The following is a 15,638-nucleotide window of genomic DNA, read 5'->3' on the forward strand; positions in this document are numbered from 1 at the left end:
GGCACCGTTCCGCTCACCGCCGTGCGAGGCCGCCGGAGTCCGGTCGGCGGGCGAGGTCACAGCAGCTCCTCGGGCCGTTGGGGCGGGTCCGCGCAGGCGACCAGGAGGTCCGCGCGGACGGGGATGCCGGTCAGCTCCGCATCCGCGATCCGGAGGATCTCGTCGCGGACGTCGGACGTCGGCACGGTGCCCGTCAGGAGGAAGGTCGCGCCGCGCACCTCGATCCGCACACCGAGCTCGGCCACGTCCTCGCGCGCGAGCCGGGCCCGGAACCGGGCGATCTGGTACTCGTTCTGGCCGTTGCTCATCGTGCTCCTCCGTCCTCGTGCCCGTTGTTCAGCGGGCGGGACCGGAATCTGAATCTGCGACTACCCGCTCGCAGCGAAAAGATCCGCGGCGCGAATCGTGGGGGCAGCCCCGCGAGCCCCGCGTGCGGCGCGGCAGGGCGCCGCCGAGGCTCGGTCGTGGCGGCGGGGCGGACGATGAGGTTCGGCCGCCGATCGAGTCGCGAGCGGGCGGGCAGGCGTACAGCACCGGCATCAGCCGTGCGACGCACACACCCGACGCACCGCGAGGTGGTGATCCGGATGGAATCGACCCCCACGCCCGAACCCGAAGGCCCCGGCCCCACTCCCGAGAGCCCCCAGGCCGTCCCGCGCGAGCCGGAACCGCAGGAGGATTCCGGCACGCCGCAGGAGGATTCCGGCACGCCGCAGGGGGAGTCCGACACCTCGCAGAAGGAGGCCCGTCCGGGCCCCAAGTCATCTCCCACGGAGCGGCCGGAGGCCGAGGAGCCCCCTGACTGAGATCACGTCCACCACGTCCACCGAGTGGTCACCGCTCCTTCCCGCCCTCGCCCTTCGTCTGCTCGTCCTCGGTCGGGACGACCGCCTGCCCCGCGGCCTCCTCACCGCTTCCCGCGGGGTGGCTGCGGAGGTACCCGACGGCGGTGTTGCTCACCGCGACGAGCGGTACGGCCACGACGGCCCCGCCGATTCCCGCGACCGTGCCGCCCGTGGCGACGGCCAGGACGACGGCCAGCGGGTGGACCCGGACCGCGCGGCCGAGGATGAACGGCTGGAGTACGTGTCCTTCGATCTGCTGCACCACGAGGACGACCATCAGGGCCATCAGGGCGGTGAAGACCCCCTCGGTGACGAGCGCGACGACGACCGCGAGTGCCCCGGAGACGACGGCGCCGACGAGCGGCACGAAGGACGACAGGAAGATCACCACGCCGATGGGCACGGCGAGCGGTACGCCGAGGAAGTAGATGCCCAGGCCGATGAAGACCGCGTCGATCATGGCAACGATCATGGTGCCGCGCACGTACGCCGTCAGGGTCCGCCATGCCCGTGGACCCGCGCCCGCGACGCCGGGGCGGGCTCCGGCGGGGACCAGCCTGAGAGTCCACAGCCAGATGCGCTTGCCGTCGTACAGCAGGAACAGGGTGGCGAACATGGCGAGCAGCAGGCCGGTGATCACCTCCACGAGCACGGTCACGCCTTGGAGGCCGGTGGAGGCGAGTTCGCCCGTACTCGTGCCGATGCTGTCGCTCAGGCTGTCGGCGATGTCGTTGATCTGCTGTTCCGTGACGTGCAGCGGGCTGTCGATCAGCCATTGCTTGAGTTCGTCGATGCCCTCCTGAACGCGGTCGGAGAGGTTGCCGAGGTTGTCCAGCACCTGCCAGACGACGAACCATCCGACCAGTCCGAGCAGCACGAACCCGCTGGTCGCCGTCAGTGCCGTCGCCGGGCCCCGGGCGAGGCCGTGTCGGTGCAGCCGGGCCACCGTCGGCTGGAGCAGCGCCGTGACCAGGAGTGCGACGACGAACGCGAGCACGACCAACCGCACCGCTCCGATGACCCGCATCAGCACCCAGAGGGTGGCGGCGAGCACCAGGAACCGCCAGCCGGCCTCCGCGGCCACCCGCACCGGCCACGGCACCGATGCCGCCGGCCCCCGCGCCGGGGGGACGGCGCCGCGTCGCCATTCGGGGGGAAGCGACTTCTCCCACGCCCGCTCCTCCTCCGCGTCCCGTTGGGCCTGGAGCCGCGCCCGACGCTCGCGGAGCGCCGCGGCACGCTCCTTCACACGCCCGGACCAGCCGTGCGGGCGGGGCTGTCGAGGTCGGTCCACCGAGGAGACCCTCCGAGTCGCTTCTACGTCTGACGAGGACTCCCCCCAGGCTGGCCCGTACCTCGCCCGACGGCACCCCGGGTGCCCCGCACGGGAACCGGTCCAGCGGCCTCGGGGCCCGGGACGAAGCCCGGAACTCCCCTCCGGGCCCCGGAAACCGACGCCGGGAAACCATCGCCGGGAACCCTTACCACCGCGGGATGCGGGTAGGCGCCGTTCGTGGGCGATTGGGACATCCCCCGCCCGTGGGCGCCGGTGGATTCGCCGTAGCCTGGCCCATCCAGAGTGAGGTAGCCATGATCCTTGTCGGAGTCATCCTGCTCATCATCGGACTCGTCGCCGGTATCTCCATTCTGTGGACCATCGGGATGATCCTGGTCATCATCGGCGTGGTCCTGTGGGTCCTCGGAGCCGTGGGACACGCGGTGGGAGGCCGACGACACTACTGGTAGCCACGACGTGGGACCGGTGACGTGCGGCTTGGTCACGCGATCAACTCCGTCCCGGCGGGGGCGAGGTGAGCGCGGGCTTCCCCCTTCCGGGCCGACCCGGATGGTCTTCGCCCATCCGGGTCGGCCCGCCTGATCGAGACGAGGTGGGTCACACCATCGGCCGCGGGCGACAAGCAACGGTCTGGCGCGGACTCGGCGCCTCGTGGACACGGCGGCGCCGGGTCCCGTCGCGCGTGAACCGGCGCGGCGCGTACGGCGTCGCGGTGGGGGAGCCTCCGCCCCACGCCCGTGGACCAACGCGCCGTCCGGAGAATGTCCGGCGGGGGACCGACATGTCGAGCCTCGGACCACGAGCCCGGCGGCTACCGTCGGCGACACGGAGGGTCGCATGCCGACGCGCCGAGTGACCCGCCCGGTTCCGGCGCGCCGAGTGACCCACCCGGACCGCGAGCCGGAGCAGAAGGACCGAGGGGCGAGGGGCGAGATGAAGTGGTCACTGTCGCTGCTGGGCGCGGCGCTGGTGGTGTTCATGCTGCGGGACGTGTTCCACACCCTGTGGCATCCGACGCGTCATGGCGGCCTGAGCAGGCTGGCGATGACGACGCTCTGGCGGCTCTCCGGCCGGATGAGCGGCCGTCGCAGAGCCGCCGGGCTGGCAGGACCGTTGGGCATGGTGGTCGTCGTCTCGATCTGGGCGCTGACCGTCGCCGTCGGTTGGGCCCTGGTCTACTGGCCCCACATGCCCGAGGCCTTCACGTACTCCGCCGGCCTCGAACCGTCCGCGCACGCGGGCCCCGTGGACGCCCTGTACGTCTCGCTCGTGACGCTGGCGACACTCGGTCTGGGCGACATCGCACCGACAGCGGGCTGGCTGCGCCTCTTCGCTCCGCTGGAGGCGCTGGTCGGATTCGCGCTCCTGTCAGCGACCGTGACCTGGATCCTGGGCATCTACCCCGCGCTCGCACGGCGCCGGACCCTGGCGCTGCGCCTCTCTCACCTGCGCCGCACGCACGCCACGACGGAGGCTCTCGACTCCGACGCCGGTGCGGCCATCCTCGACAGCGTCGCGTCCGAGCTGTGCGTCGTGTCCATCGACTTCATGCAGTACCCGGAGTCGTACTACTTCTACGACGGTGACGACCGCGCGTCGCTCGCCGAGCAGATCGGCTACGCGGCACAGCTCGCCGAGCACGCGGCGAAGGCCCGGCACCGTGACGTCGGCCTCGCCTCCGAGGTTCTGCGGGCGGCGATGGACGATCTCGCCGCCATCCTCGACGAGCGGTTCCTCCGTACCGAAGGGAGCACGGGAGCCGTCCTCGACGCCTACGCCGCCGAGCACCGCGTCAGGGCGGACGGGGTGAAGAAGTCCCACGGGTGAACAGCCCCGTGGTTGCGCCGAGGCCGCGTCGGCACCCTTGTCACGGCAGGGTCGGAGAGGCGGTCAACCCGCTGACGAGTCGGGCGAATTCGGTGCGCTCCCGGTCGGTGAGGGCGGCATAGAGCGGTGCCTGCAGCGCGGTGGTGAGTCGCTCGGCCCGACGCCACCGGGGGAGAAGGTCCGCGGCTGCGGGCTGCGGTCGCTCCCACCCGTAGTGCGTCGTCCGCTCGACGCCGAGGTTGATGACCATGGCCTCCTGAGCGGAGAGCCCGCAGAGGCGTACCGCGACCAGGTGACAGGCGCCGCGGTGCTCCCGTAGCACGTGGACGCGTTGCATGGCCGCGCCGACCGGGTCCTCGTCGGGGCAGGGCTGTGCGCGCCAGCCGGCGAACAAGGGCAAGGCGTCCGCGTCGGCGGCGTCGATCAGCCGCTGGGCGAGCCGGTTGAAGTGCTCCACGTCGATGTCGCCGGGGATGTGAGCGCGTCCCCAGTGCCGGACGGCCCGGGTGTAGCAGGCGGCGGCGTCCCCTGCCGGCATCACGGCGCGTCCCGCCCGCCAGCCCGCGGAGATCAGGCCGGGGCCGAGGAAGCCCTGTACCGCCTGGACCACGGAGACCGGCACCTCGCCCAGGACCCCGAACCGGCCACGGCAGTAGAAGCCGCGCCCTGGAAGGAAGCCGGCGCGCAGCCCCATGGCGCTGGTCGCTTCGTCGGACATGAACTCGTCACCGAAGTCATGGATGGGCCGGGCCACCGCGTCGATGCAGTCGAAGATCTCCATGCGCCCACGGTCGCGCACCATGACTCGACAGGACAAGATGATGTTTCCTCCTGCGACCCGTTAGGTAATCTACCGAGTCATGTTGGACATCCGCCGTCTGCACATGCTGAAGACCGTCGTCGCACGCGGCTCCATCGCCGCGGCCGCCCAGTCACTGGCCCTGTCCGCCGGGGCCGTGTCCCAGCAGCTGTCCGCGTTGCGGCGTGACGTCGGAGTCGATCTGCTGCGCCCCGACGGACGCACCGTGGCGTTGACCGAGGCGGGGAGGGTGCTCGTCGAACACGCCGACCGGATCTTCGACGCCGTGCAGGAGGCCGAGAACGCCGTCGCGGCGGTCAGAGGCACGGTCGGCACCACCGCCTCCCTCGCCGCGCTGCCGTCGACCGTCGCCCGCATCGTGGCCCCGGCCCTGACCGCACTGGCCTCGCGACATCCACGGCTCACCGTCGCCTGTCTCGTCACCGACCAGGCGCAACTACGGGAACTTCCCCTCGGCACCGTCGACGTGGTGCTCGGCCAGCGGTACCACCACCTGCCCGATGTCACGCCCCGCGGTGTCGACGTCCACCCACTGCTCGACGATCCCCTGCTGGTCGTCACTGCCGCGGACCGCGCCGACGAGCGCCCCGTCTCCCTGCGGGATCTCGCCACCCACAGCCTCGCCGTGCCCCCACCGACCACGGACTGTGGCCAAGCCATCCTGCGCGCCTGCCACGACGCCGGTTTCACACCGTCGACGCCCTACGTCACCACCGACATCGCGGCCCAGCTCACCCTCGTCCGGGCCGGCCTCGCCACCGCGCTCGTCCCCCGGACGGCCATCGACCCGACCGTCCCCGGAATCCACACCTCGCCCATCGAGGGCACCCCGATCCACCGTGTGCTGTTCGCCGCGACGCGACACACCGACACCGCCGATCCCACGACCACCGCGGTCGTCGCCGCACTGCGCACGGCCGCTCACCGCCACGCGTCGAGCCACCCGACGGCCGCCACCGTCAGGCCGTGACGGTGACCGCGGCGACGGCGTCGACCACGGCGCTGAACCGGCCGTTCCGGCGGTACACGGCGCGCTGGTGGGCGGCGCCACCACCGGTCGCCCGCACCCGCTCCCAGCAGTCCTTGACCCAGGCGGTGTCGCCGGCCGCGTCGAGCCCGGGCCCCGCCCGGGCGACAAGGCGTTCGACGAGCTCGGTGGCCGGACGCTCGGTGCCGTCCTCCGGGTCCAGCCCCATGCCCGCGAGACCGTGGGCCGCGGCCAGGCCGTGAGCGCGCAGGAGGCGCGGCAGGGGTACGGCCGGCGGCGGGGCCTCGGCCTCCACGTCGGGCAGCAGGGTCCCGGCGAGCCCCCGGACGAGCGCGGCGAGCAGGACGACAGTGTCGAGGTCGGCGTTGACGTCGGCGACCCGGATCTCCAGCGTCGGTACGTGCTCGGAGGGCCGGGCGTACCAGTAGATCATCCGCCGGTCGAGCAGGGTGCCGTCGTCGACCAGGGCCGTGACGTGAGCGAGGTACTGCGCCTCGTCCAGGAGGGGTGCGGGTCCGACGGTCGGCCAGCGCGCGTGCTCGATCGACCGCCAGCTGTGGAAGCCCGTGTCCCGGCGCTCCGCGTACGGGGAGTTGGCCGCGAGGGCCTGCAGGACGGGCAGCCAGGGCCGCATGTGGTGGGCGAGGGCGAGCGCGGTCTCACGGTCGAAGGTCCCGACGTGGACGTGGCAGCCGCTGTCCAGGCCGCTGTACGGGTACACCAGCGAGGCGAAATGGCTGGCCATCCGCCTGTACCGCTCGGTATCGGTGATGGTCAGCGGCTTTTCGGGGGGCAGGACGGGGGTGCCCGATGCGACCGGGCGGCAATGCCCGGCGTGGGACGCCCGCGCCACGACGGCACGCAGCCACGCGAGCTCGTCCCGCAGGGCCCGGCAGGAAGTGGTCGGTTGGGTACTGATCTCGATCTGGGCGTTGTAGAACTCCGCCTGCACCTGTTCGCCCAGCTCACGGGCCGCGGCGCGGATCACCTCAGGAGCCCGGTCAACCGGCGCCCGGCTCGTCCGGTCGACCAGGACGAACTCTTCCTCGACGCCCATCGTCAGTGCCTTCATGGCCTTCTCCCTGGGTCGATCCGCGACTACCCCGGAAACGGCAGGTCATCCACCGCTCCGGGGGCCGTCTTCCCGACGTGCATGGTTCGGCCGGGGGAGACGGGGAACCCGTAGGTTCCGACCGAGGGGAGTGACCGGACATGATCACAGCAGGGCCGTCGATGAGCCTGAAGAGTTGCCCATGCGCCTGTCGTCCATGCGCCCGTCGTCCATGAACCTGAGGAGAGGAGCGGCCCGCGGAGCGGCCGTACGGGCAGGTGCGCGGGCGGGCTTCGTGGCGCGTGGTGTGCTGTACCTCCTCGTCGGAGCCCTGGCCGTACGGATCGGCCTGACGGGCACGAGCGAACAGGCCGACCGGGGAGGTGCCCTCGCGGAGGTCGTGTCGACGCCGTTCGGGGCCGTCCTCCTCTGGGCCCTCGGCGTGGGCCTGGCAGGCATGGCGCTGTGGCGGCTGTCGGAGGCGCTCTTCGGGGCTGCCGGGCCCAAGGGCGACCGGCTCGGCAGACGCGCCCTGTCCGGCGCGCGCTTCGCGTTCTACGCGGTCGGCTCCTTCCTCGTCCTGTCCTTCGCGGCGGGGGACCGGGGCAGTGGGGCGGGCACGACCGACCGGCAGAGCCATGACCTCTCGGGCCGTCTGCTGTCGCTGCCCGGCGGCCCGTGGTGGGTGGGCGCGGTGGCCACGGCCATCCTGGGCGCGGGGCTGTGGATCGCCGGTCGGGCCGTGCTGCGGAAGTACCGCAAGCATCTGACATGGGAGCGGATGTCCGCGCCGCAGCGCCGCTTCATGGACGTGACCGGCGTACCGGGCGGGGTCGCACGCGGGCTCGTGTTCGCCGCCGTCGGCTTCTTCGGCCTGAAGGCGTCGACCGAGTCCGATCCGGGCGAGGCCAAGGGCATCGACGACGCGATCCGCTCGTTCGCGCAGACCCCGGCGGGACCGTGGCTTCTGGTCGCCGTGGCCGTCGGTCTCGTGCTCTTCGGGGTGTTCTCCTTCGGCGAGTCCAAGTGGCGCGATGTCTGATCGGGCGGCCCCCGTACGCGACGCCTGACCGAGCCCTCACACGGTGTCCGACGACCGTCGCCGCAGAGCGACGGGCCGCGCCGCGGTTGCCCGCCGACGCCCGGGGTAGCCGCTGACCGAACCACCGGATCACCGGATCACCGAATCACAGACCACCGGACCACCGACCACGCGGAACCGCAGGAGGCGCAGTGACGGACCTGGACCCCTTCACCGACGGTCTCGACGGCCCGATGTACGTGGTCACGGCCGCGGCCGACGGCGAGCCGGCGGGCTGCCTCGTGGGATTCGCCTCGCAGTGCTCCATCGACCCGCCCCGGTTCGCCGTGTGGCTGTCGGTCGCCAACCGCACCTACCGCGTCGCGCGCGAGGCCGAGTACCTCACCGTGCACCTGCTCCACCGGGACGAGCGGGCGCTCGCGGAACTCTTCGGCGAGGAAACGGGCGACCGGGTCGACAAGTTCGCGAAGGTCGGCTGGCGGCCGGGAGAAGCGGGCAGCCCCGTCCTGGAGCAGCTGTCCACCTGGTTCACCGGCCGGATCGAGGGGCGCGTCGACGGCGGCGACCACATGGGCTTCGTCCTGGCGCCCGTGGCCGTGTCCCCACCGGTCGAGGGCCCACCCTCCGCGCTGCTCCGGTACCGGGAGCTGCGGGACCTCGAACCGGGCCACCCGGCCTGAGAAGACCATGACCCGGTGAGCCGACGCGGGAAGCGGCGTGGGTGGGGAGACCGCGACCGGCGTAGGCTCGGAGCAGACCTCGAAAAGGATGGTCCGTATGTGCCGCTGGCTTGCGTATTCGGGCTCGCCCCTGCTGCTCGACGCCGTGCTGTACCGCCCCGAGCACTCACTGATCAACCAGAGCCTCCACGCACGGATGGGCGTCGAGTCGACCAACGGCGACGGTTTCGGAGTCGGCTGGTACAGCCCTGACGGCGGCGGAACACCGGCGGTGTTCCGCGATGTCGGACCGGCCTGGAGCGATCGCAACCTGCGTGAGCTCGCCTCGCACGTCCGCTCCTCCCTGTTCTTCGCGCACGTCCGCGCCTCCACCGGCTCCGCGATCCAGCAGACGAACTGCCATCCCTTCCGCCACGGTCGCTGGCTGTGGATGCACAACGGGGCCATCGCGGACTTTCCCCGGCTGCAGCGCGACCTGTGCATGGCCGTCGACCCGGTGCTCTTTCCCGCCATGGAAGGGTCGACGGACTCCGAGGTGATGTTCTACCTCGCCGTCACCTTCGGCCTCGACCAGGACGTCCCCGGCGCGGTCGCCCGCATGGCGGGCTTGATCGAGCGCCTCGGCAAGGAGCACGGCGTGTCGGAACCCCTGCAGATGACGGTGGCCGTGAGTGACGGAGAGCGCGTATGGGCCTTCCGCTACTCCAGTCAGGGAAGAGCCCGGTCGCTCTTCTACAGCAGCAGGGCCGAGACGGTGCGGCGCCTTCACCCTGAGCTGCACTACCTGAAGGAGATATCCGATGACACTCGGATAGTGGTCTCCGAGCCCTTGGGCGACCTGCCCGGTGTATGGAACGAACTGCCCGAGGGCAGCTATGCGGTCATCCCCTCGGGCTCGGCCGCGGACTACCTTCCGTTCGCCCCGACGTTTCGGTGACGCGGGTCCGGTGACGACGGTCCGGTGTGGGGCCCTTCCTGCCGCGGCCGAGCGGCCGTTCACTTGTCCTTGAGGAGGGCGCAGGCGAAATCCTCCTGGACGGTGCGCAGTCGGGCGAGCAGGGCGGGCTTGTTGCGGGGGCTGGTCTGGGTGTTGATGGAGAACGTCAGGGAGCGGGTGCCGTCCGGGGTGGCGGCCATGAGCTGGGTGTAGCCGGCGGTGTTCCCGGTGTGGCCGTAGAGCACGCCGCAGCGGGTGGTGTACTGGAAGATCGCCAGCCCCGCCGCGTTCGTACCGGGCCCCGGAGGCTCGGAGGAGTCGCCGGGGCGGAACGCGAGTTGCGCCTCGCGGGTCCGCTCCGAGAGCAGCGCGGGGCCGGCGTAGGCGCGGATGAAGGCGCCCAGCTCCCTGGGGGTGGAGACGATGCCGCCCGAGGCCCAGGCTCCGGAGGCGCCGAAGGTCTCGCTCACGTCCTCGGGTGCGGCCGGCGGAGCGACCGCGTAGCCGTGCACGAAGGGCCGCGGGAGCCGGTGCCCCAGCCGGAGGCTGGTGCGGCGCAGGCCCAGGGGCCGGTACACGAGCTCGTCGAGGAGGTCCTCGTACGAGCGGCCGGTCGCGGCCTCCGCCATGAGCGCCACCGCGATGTTGTCGGAGTTGGAGTACTCGTACAGAGAGCCGGGACTGAAGAGCAGCGGCTCGTCGGCGACGAAGCCGAGGAGCCGACGCGGGTCGAAGACGTGGCGGGGGTCGGCGGTGAGGATGGCCACGAACTCGGGGTCGGAGGAGTAGTCGGGCAGGCCGCTGGTGTGCGCCAGGAGCTGGCGCAGCGTCACCGCACCCCAGGCCGCGGGCTGTCCGGGAAGCCGGTCGGCGATGGTGTCGTCGAGGGAGAGCCGGCCCTGGTCGACGAGCCGGAGGGCGACGGCGCCGCTGAACGCCTTGGCGGCGCTGGCGATCCGCATGTGGTCGTCGGGGCGCGGCGGCCGGCCGGTGGCGATGTCGCCGACGCCGGCGGTGTACACCTGCGTACGGTCGCCCTTCGTGAGCAGGGCGATCACCCCGGGCGGGCCGTCCTCCTGGGCCACGAGCCGGTCGAGCTGCCGCTGCAGACGCGGGTCCTGCCGCGGCGGGTGGCCGTCGGCGGCCTGCGCGGGCTGGAGCAGCGCCGCACCGAGCACGGCGGCGACGAGGGCGGTGGCGGACAGTACGGTGCGCGGGTCGCGGCCACGGGTGGGGGTGGGCACGTGCGGATCTCCCTGGGTGCGGTGAGCGGCGGGCCGGCGCCTCCGGCCCTGGGCCCGGGCCGGGAGACCCGGTCGGGGTAGCTGCCTGCCTAGCAGAACGGGAGCCGTACGAGCCCGCGGCACGCCCCGGCCAGGGCCGGTCGGCGGACGTACCGCACCGGTACGCGCCGCACCGTGACGTGCGTCCCCCGGCCGGCCGTGGGCGCCGGCTCATGACTGAAAGTCCAAGCGCCGTGGTGATTCGTCCCTATGAGTCATGACGCGGGGGCGAGGAGTCTGAGTGCCGCCACGCACGTCCACGCCGGCGGGCCGCGCCGACCCGCCGGTTCGTGGGCCGTCCGCGAGGCCGCCGGACCGTCAAGGAGCCCGCTCCCTCTCGGCTCCTCCGATCAGGGAGAACCATGCCCACTCCGCACAGCAGACTGGCCGGGGCGCTCGTCGCCGCCGCGCTGGTCGTCACCGGCGGCGGCACGCTGGCCACGCCCTCTGCGTCCGCCACACCCCTTGCGCCCGCGACAATCCCTGCGCTCGCGACAACCCCTGCGTCCGCGACATCCCCTGCGTCCGCCGCCTCCGCGGCACCGAGCGCCGTCGGCTACACCGTCACCGTCGGTGCCAAGGGCTCGTGGACCCACCCCGACGACACCCCCGCCGGGACGTACATCGACAAGGACGGCACCTTCTACTTCCAGCAGGCGCACGCGCTGTACGGCGCGAACGATCCCCGCAAGTGGACCTTCTACACGGGGACGAACTTCGACACCGCCACCCGGTCCGGTGCGATCAGCGACGCGGTGAACCCGTCCAACCCCAACGACCGTAACAGTGACACCACTTGGCGCTGCAACAACAGCCCGACGGGCCTGGAGTCCACCCAGGCGCCCTCCACCGGTTCCTACGCGCACCGCAACTACTGCGACCTCGCCGGTGTCTGGGTCGACCCGGACACCGGTGACTGGTACGGACTCGTGCACAACGAGTTCACCCCGCAGCCCTTCGGCGACGGCATCCACTACGACGGCATCGACTACGCCGTCTCCAAGGACCAGGGACGTACGTGGACCATCAAGGACCACGTCATCACCTCGCACCACAGCACCAGGCGCGGCGACACCGCTGCCTTCCCGCAGCAGACCTACCACTACGGCACCGGTGACCAGCGTCTGTTCGTCGACACGGCGTCCGGCTACTTCTACGCCTTCTACGGCTCCCGGATCGTGAACAAGGGCGGCGGCTGGGCCGCGTTCTACGGGCACGTCGCCCGAGCTCCGATCTCGTCGAAGATGGCTCCCGGATCCTGGCGGAAGTGGTACGACGGCGCCTGGTCCCAGCCCGGCGTCGGGGGCCGGGAGAGCACCATGGTCCCGGTCGGCTCCGGCAGCACGACGGGCTACACGCCGCCGTCGAAGGAGTACGACCCGGCCAACGGCGGCACCGTGAGCCAGCAGGTGGCCGCCGGCCTGACGCCCCCGACGTCCCCGTTGTTCGTCATGGACATCACGTACAACGCCCATCTCGGCCTGTACATCGGCCAGCCGCAGGCGGTCGACCAGAGCGGGAACGCCTCCCAGGAGATCTACGCCACCGACAACCTGGCCACCCAGCGGTGGTTCCGCCTCGGTGACACCGGCAGCTACAAGAACGCGTCCTGGTACCGCTGGTTCCTCGACAGCGGCAACAAGACCGCTTCCGGGATCGTCGGCAAGAACTTCCGCTCGTACTGCTCCTTCGGCTGTTCCGCCGGCACCAGCAGCGAGTACGTCAACCTGACGATCGGCACCACCGCGCCGGCGGCCCCCGTCGACACGACCAAGGCGTACCGCATCTCCAGTGCCGGAGGACGCGTCCTGGCCCAGGTATCCGGCGGCTCGGCCACCACCTCGCTCGCCGCCGCCACCGGTTCCGGTCTCGAATCGTGGATCTTCACCCCGAACGGCGACGGCTCCCACCGCATCGCCAACTCGGCCACCGGGCAGCTCCTCGGGGTGGCCGCCACCTCCACCGCCACACGAGCCTGGGGCACCAAGCCCACCGTCACCGCCGCCCCGACCGGCGGCCCCACCGTCGGACAGCAGTGGTTCGTCCTTCGGAGCACCTCGCCCACCGACGGCACCGCCACTGGCACGTACAAGATCGTCAACCGCTACAGCGGACTCGTCATCGGCCTCTCCGCCGACTCCGGTCGGCTCGCCGAGTCCACGCCCACCCGTACGTGGAGCAACACCACGGGCAACGCGGTCGGCGGCACCCGGACGGCGGGGGAGCAGATCCTGACACTGACCCCGACCGGCCAGGTCCCCGAGACGGTGACGGTCACCCACCCGGGCAACCGGACGACCACCCTGAACAAGGCCGTCTCCCTCCAGTTGGAAGCCGTCGACTCCGCGGGCAAGCCCCTGACCTTCACCGCCACCGGCCTGCCCGCCGGTCTGTCCATCAGCACCGGGGGGCTGATCACCGGCACCCCCACCACGGCGGGCACCTCCACGGTCACCGTCACCGCGTCCTCCGGCAGCGCCACCGGCACGGCCACGTTCACCTGGGCGGTCACGGCCTCCCTCGAAGGGGTCCACACCCTCACCGCCGCGGGCAAGGCACTCGACAACCCCGACCACAGCACCACGGCCGGCACCCGGCTCATCACCTGGGCGCCGACCGGCGGCCTCAACCAGAAGTGGAGCTTCACCCAGCAGACCGACGGCACCTACGAACTCAGGAACAGTGAGTCCGGGCTGTGCGCCGACGTCGAGGGCGGCTCCACCGGCGCGGGGACGAACATCATCCAGTGGACCTGCACCAAGGGAGCCAACCAGCGCTGGAACATCACCCGTCAGGCCGCCGGCACCTACACCGTCGCTTCCGCGGCGAGCGGGCTGCTCCTGACCACCGCCTCCCCCGCCGACGGAGCCCTCGTCACCCAGCAGCCCGACACCGGCGCGTCGCTTCAGCGGTGGACCATCGACTGATCCCCGTCCTCACCTGCTCCGCACCTGCCCCTCACCTGCTCCGCGAACGAAGCTCACCGGCGCCCGTTCACCCGTGCGGAGCACTTGAACGATCGTCCAAGGAGCGACGGCCGGACGATGACCCCATGAGCCAGAACACCGCACCCCGCCCGCCCCGCGCCCCCGCAAGTGCCCCGGGAGCCGCCGGGGGAACCCTGTTCGCCGGTGTCCTCATGGTGGTCATCGGAATCCTGGACGTCCTCCAGGGCATCGTCGCCATCGCCAAGGACGACGTCTACACCCGCGTCGGCGACTACGTCTTCGAGTTCAACCTGACCGGCTGGGGCTGGACCCACGTCGTGCTCGGCATCCTCGTCGGCCTCGCCGGCACCGGAATCCTCATGGGCTCCGAATGGGGGCGGATGGGTGGCATCACGCTGGCCGCCCTGAACACCGTCGCCCAGTTCCTCTTCCTGCCCTATCACCCCTGGTGGGCGCTCTTCTCGATGGCCATCTCGATCCTCGTGATCTGGGCGCTGGCCACCGACGACACGTCCTTCCGGAAGAGCGGCGCGGTGTGATCCCGGTTCAGGTGCTGTGCCGCCACCGGGTCACGTTCCCTTGCGCAGGGTACGAGTGATCGCCAGGCCGGTGGTGGCGGTCAGCTGCTCCTCGCAGGGAATGCCCAGGGCGGCGGCGAGGTCCCGGCCGTGGAGGTCGACGGCGGATTCCACGAGTTCGGCGAACTCGTGGACCGCCACCCGGCCCTGACGCCAGGCGCCGGTCCAGGTGACCGCGGCGATCAGGGCGGCCGGCCACCACCACAGTGCGGGCAGCACGTAGAGCAGCCCCCAGGCCGCGCGGCGGGCCGAGGCCGTGAGCGCGGACCGGGCGGCCTGTACCTCGGCGTGCGCCGTCTCGGGCAGGAGGAGCCAGAGCCGGGGCCAGGCCGAGGTGAGGTCGATCCGGTACGCCCGGTGGACCCGGGCGTCGGCGGCGATCAGCCGGTCGCCCATCCAGGTCGGCCGGGCCGGCCGGGTCAGGGAGATCCGGTTACGGGCTTCGTTGAGGCCGACGGTGTCCAGGGCCCCTGGGTCCGACCGCGTGGTGCCCAGGCCGTCCGTCGCGGCGCCGCCCGGGGTGGCGGGGTCCTGGGAGGGCGCGTCCCGTCCGTCCGCGGCGGCCTGCAGCGCCCTGGCCGTCACCGCCCGGCGGTGGGCCGCGTCGGCGGCCTCCCACCGCGTGGTACGGCGCCGGGTCAGGGCGCGGGCGGCGGGCCGTAGCGGCGGCGGCCAGTCCCCTAGCCACAGCCGCTCGACACCGGCACCGAGCGCAGCGGCCAGCCTGCTGACGCCCGCGGCGGCGACCAGGAGGAGCACGCCGAAGACGACCACCGTGCCGGGCTCGTGGAGGGCCGGATCGTCGGCCAGCGCGTCGATCCGCGCGGTCAGCACGCCGTGGTCGAGGGCGTGCCGGTGACCGAGCACCGAGGCGGCCGAGGCCACGGCGAGGTACAGCAGACCGGGCAGGACGAGCAACGAGACCCAGGTGTCGGCGAGTTTGCCGCCGAGCGTCGCCAGGAAGGTGGTCACGCCTCCCACCTGACCAGGCGCAACGGGACGACATAGAGCTCGCACCTGCCGCCGGCTTCGAGGTCCACCCGGTCGCAGCGGCCCTTCGGGCACACATGGGCCTCCTCCACCGGGTGCCCGCCGCCCAGGTGGGGGAGCACACCACCGTAGGAACGATGGTCGCCGAGCCCCCGGGCCACCCCGCAGCGGCGCAGCAACTCGTCCGCGCGAGAGGTGAGTTCGGGGAGGTCGCCGTCCGCCCGGAGCTCGGTGAGGAGGGCGTCGAGTTGCGCCGACTCCCCCTGCCGATCCGCGAGCGAGCGGATCGCCGTGAGTTGTGCGCACAACCGGCCGAGCCGGTACTTCTCCTCACCCGCCATACAACCGCCCC

The 15,638-nt window shown here is 72.0% G+C and carries 16 protein-coding genes; 9 read left to right on the top strand and 7 right to left on the bottom strand.

The genetic code is table 11. The features are described from left to right. Positions 1–56: 56 nt before the first annotated feature. Entirely contained in the window at positions 57–308 is a 252-nt protein-coding gene (locus N5875_RS36520) for a hypothetical protein (RefSeq protein WP_318211726.1), read from the bottom strand. Between the two features lie 279 nt (positions 309–587). Here N5875_RS36520 and N5875_RS36525 point away from each other — a divergent pair, with 279 nt between their 5' ends. Next, positions 588–806 carry a hypothetical protein gene (locus N5875_RS36525; protein ID WP_318211727.1) on the top strand — a complete coding sequence of 73 codons (219 nt, stop codon included), beginning with the start codon at positions 588–590 and terminating at the stop codon, positions 804–806. A 28-nt stretch (positions 807–834) separates the two neighbouring features. Here N5875_RS36525 and N5875_RS36530 read toward each other — a convergent pair whose 3' ends face one another. Then, the gene (locus tag N5875_RS36530) at positions 835–2,094 is read right to left on the bottom strand and encodes an AI-2E family transporter (RefSeq protein WP_338499373.1); all 1,260 of its coding nucleotides are present in this window, start codon (positions 2,092–2,094) and stop codon (positions 835–837) included. A 341-nt stretch (positions 2,095–2,435) separates the two neighbouring features. On the opposite strand from N5875_RS36530, the gene N5875_RS36535 reads away from it, so the two are divergent. Further along, positions 2,436–2,591, top strand: a complete 156-nt coding sequence (locus tag N5875_RS36535; RefSeq protein WP_318211729.1) for a DUF6131 family protein — start codon at positions 2,436–2,438, stop codon at positions 2,589–2,591. A gap of 388 nt (positions 2,592–2,979) precedes the next feature. Continuing rightward, complete coding sequence (locus N5875_RS36540; RefSeq protein ID WP_338498641.1) at positions 2,980–3,969, top strand: potassium channel family protein; 990 nt, start codon at positions 2,980–2,982, stop codon at positions 3,967–3,969. Positions 3,970–4,009: 40 nt separating this feature from the next. Here the strand turns inward: N5875_RS36540 and N5875_RS36545 are convergent, their stop codons facing one another. Continuing rightward, positions 4,010–4,750: a hypothetical protein gene (locus N5875_RS36545; protein ID WP_338498643.1), complete on the bottom strand. Its 741-nt coding sequence runs from the start codon at positions 4,748–4,750 to the stop codon at positions 4,010–4,012. 79 nt (positions 4,751–4,829) lie between these two features. On the opposite strand from N5875_RS36545, the gene N5875_RS36550 reads away from it, so the two are divergent. Continuing rightward, complete coding sequence (locus N5875_RS36550; RefSeq protein ID WP_338498646.1) at positions 4,830–5,759, top strand: LysR family transcriptional regulator; 930 nt, start codon at positions 4,830–4,832, stop codon at positions 5,757–5,759. Here N5875_RS36550 and N5875_RS36555 read toward each other — a convergent pair. Next, positions 5,749–6,849 (bottom strand): glutamate--cysteine ligase, encoded by a 1,101-nt coding sequence (locus N5875_RS36555; protein ID WP_318211733.1) that lies wholly within the window; start codon positions 6,847–6,849, stop codon positions 5,749–5,751. The two genes, N5875_RS36550 and N5875_RS36555, sit on opposite strands and share 11 nt — an antisense overlap. Before the next feature lie 211 nt (positions 6,850–7,060). On the opposite strand from N5875_RS36555, the gene N5875_RS36560 reads away from it, so the two are divergent. The 3 genes from N5875_RS36560 to N5875_RS36570 all read left to right on the top strand — a co-directional run bounded on the left by N5875_RS36560 (position 7,061) and on the right by N5875_RS36570 (position 9,487). Then, positions 7,061–7,870, top strand: a complete 810-nt coding sequence (locus tag N5875_RS36560) for a DUF1206 domain-containing protein (protein ID WP_338499375.1) — start codon at positions 7,061–7,063, stop codon at positions 7,868–7,870. Positions 7,871–8,061: 191 nt separating this feature from the next. Next, positions 8,062–8,550, top strand: a complete 489-nt coding sequence (locus tag N5875_RS36565; protein ID WP_318211734.1) for a flavin reductase family protein — start codon at positions 8,062–8,064, stop codon at positions 8,548–8,550. Between the two features lie 97 nt (positions 8,551–8,647). Then, positions 8,648–9,487, top strand: a complete 840-nt coding sequence (locus tag N5875_RS36570; protein ID WP_318211735.1) for a class II glutamine amidotransferase — start codon at positions 8,648–8,650, stop codon at positions 9,485–9,487. 59 nt (positions 9,488–9,546) lie between these two features. On the opposite strand, the gene N5875_RS36575 is transcribed toward N5875_RS36570, so the two are convergent. After that, on the bottom strand, positions 9,547–10,731 hold the full coding sequence (locus tag N5875_RS36575; RefSeq protein WP_318211736.1) for a serine hydrolase domain-containing protein: 1,185 nt from the start codon (positions 10,729–10,731) through the stop codon (positions 9,547–9,549). 401 nt (positions 10,732–11,132) lie between these two features. On the opposite strand from N5875_RS36575, the gene N5875_RS36580 reads away from it, so the two are divergent. Next, on the top strand, positions 11,133–13,697 hold the full coding sequence (locus tag N5875_RS36580; protein ID WP_338498649.1) for an RICIN domain-containing protein: 2,565 nt from the start codon (positions 11,133–11,135) through the stop codon (positions 13,695–13,697). A 125-nt stretch (positions 13,698–13,822) separates the two neighbouring features. Beyond that, entirely contained in the window at positions 13,823–14,257 is a 435-nt protein-coding gene (locus N5875_RS36585; protein ID WP_338498651.1) for a hypothetical protein, read from the top strand. A gap of 30 nt (positions 14,258–14,287) precedes the next feature. Here N5875_RS36585 and N5875_RS36590 read toward each other — a convergent pair whose 3' ends face one another. Then, positions 14,288–15,268 carry a hypothetical protein gene (locus tag N5875_RS36590; RefSeq protein ID WP_338498653.1) on the bottom strand — a complete coding sequence of 327 codons (981 nt, stop codon included), beginning with the start codon at positions 15,266–15,268 and terminating at the stop codon, positions 14,288–14,290. Continuing rightward, positions 15,265–15,627 carry a hypothetical protein gene (locus N5875_RS36595; protein ID WP_338498655.1) on the bottom strand — a complete coding sequence of 121 codons (363 nt, stop codon included), beginning with the start codon at positions 15,625–15,627 and terminating at the stop codon, positions 15,265–15,267. Before N5875_RS36595 ends, N5875_RS36590 begins: the two co-directional genes overlap by 4 nt. Positions 15,628–15,638: the final 11 nt, after the last annotated feature.

Origin of the sequence: Streptomyces sp. SJL17-4 (assembly GCF_036826855.1) — a bacterium.
GTDB lineage: Bacteria > Actinomycetota > Actinomycetes > Streptomycetales > Streptomycetaceae > Streptomyces.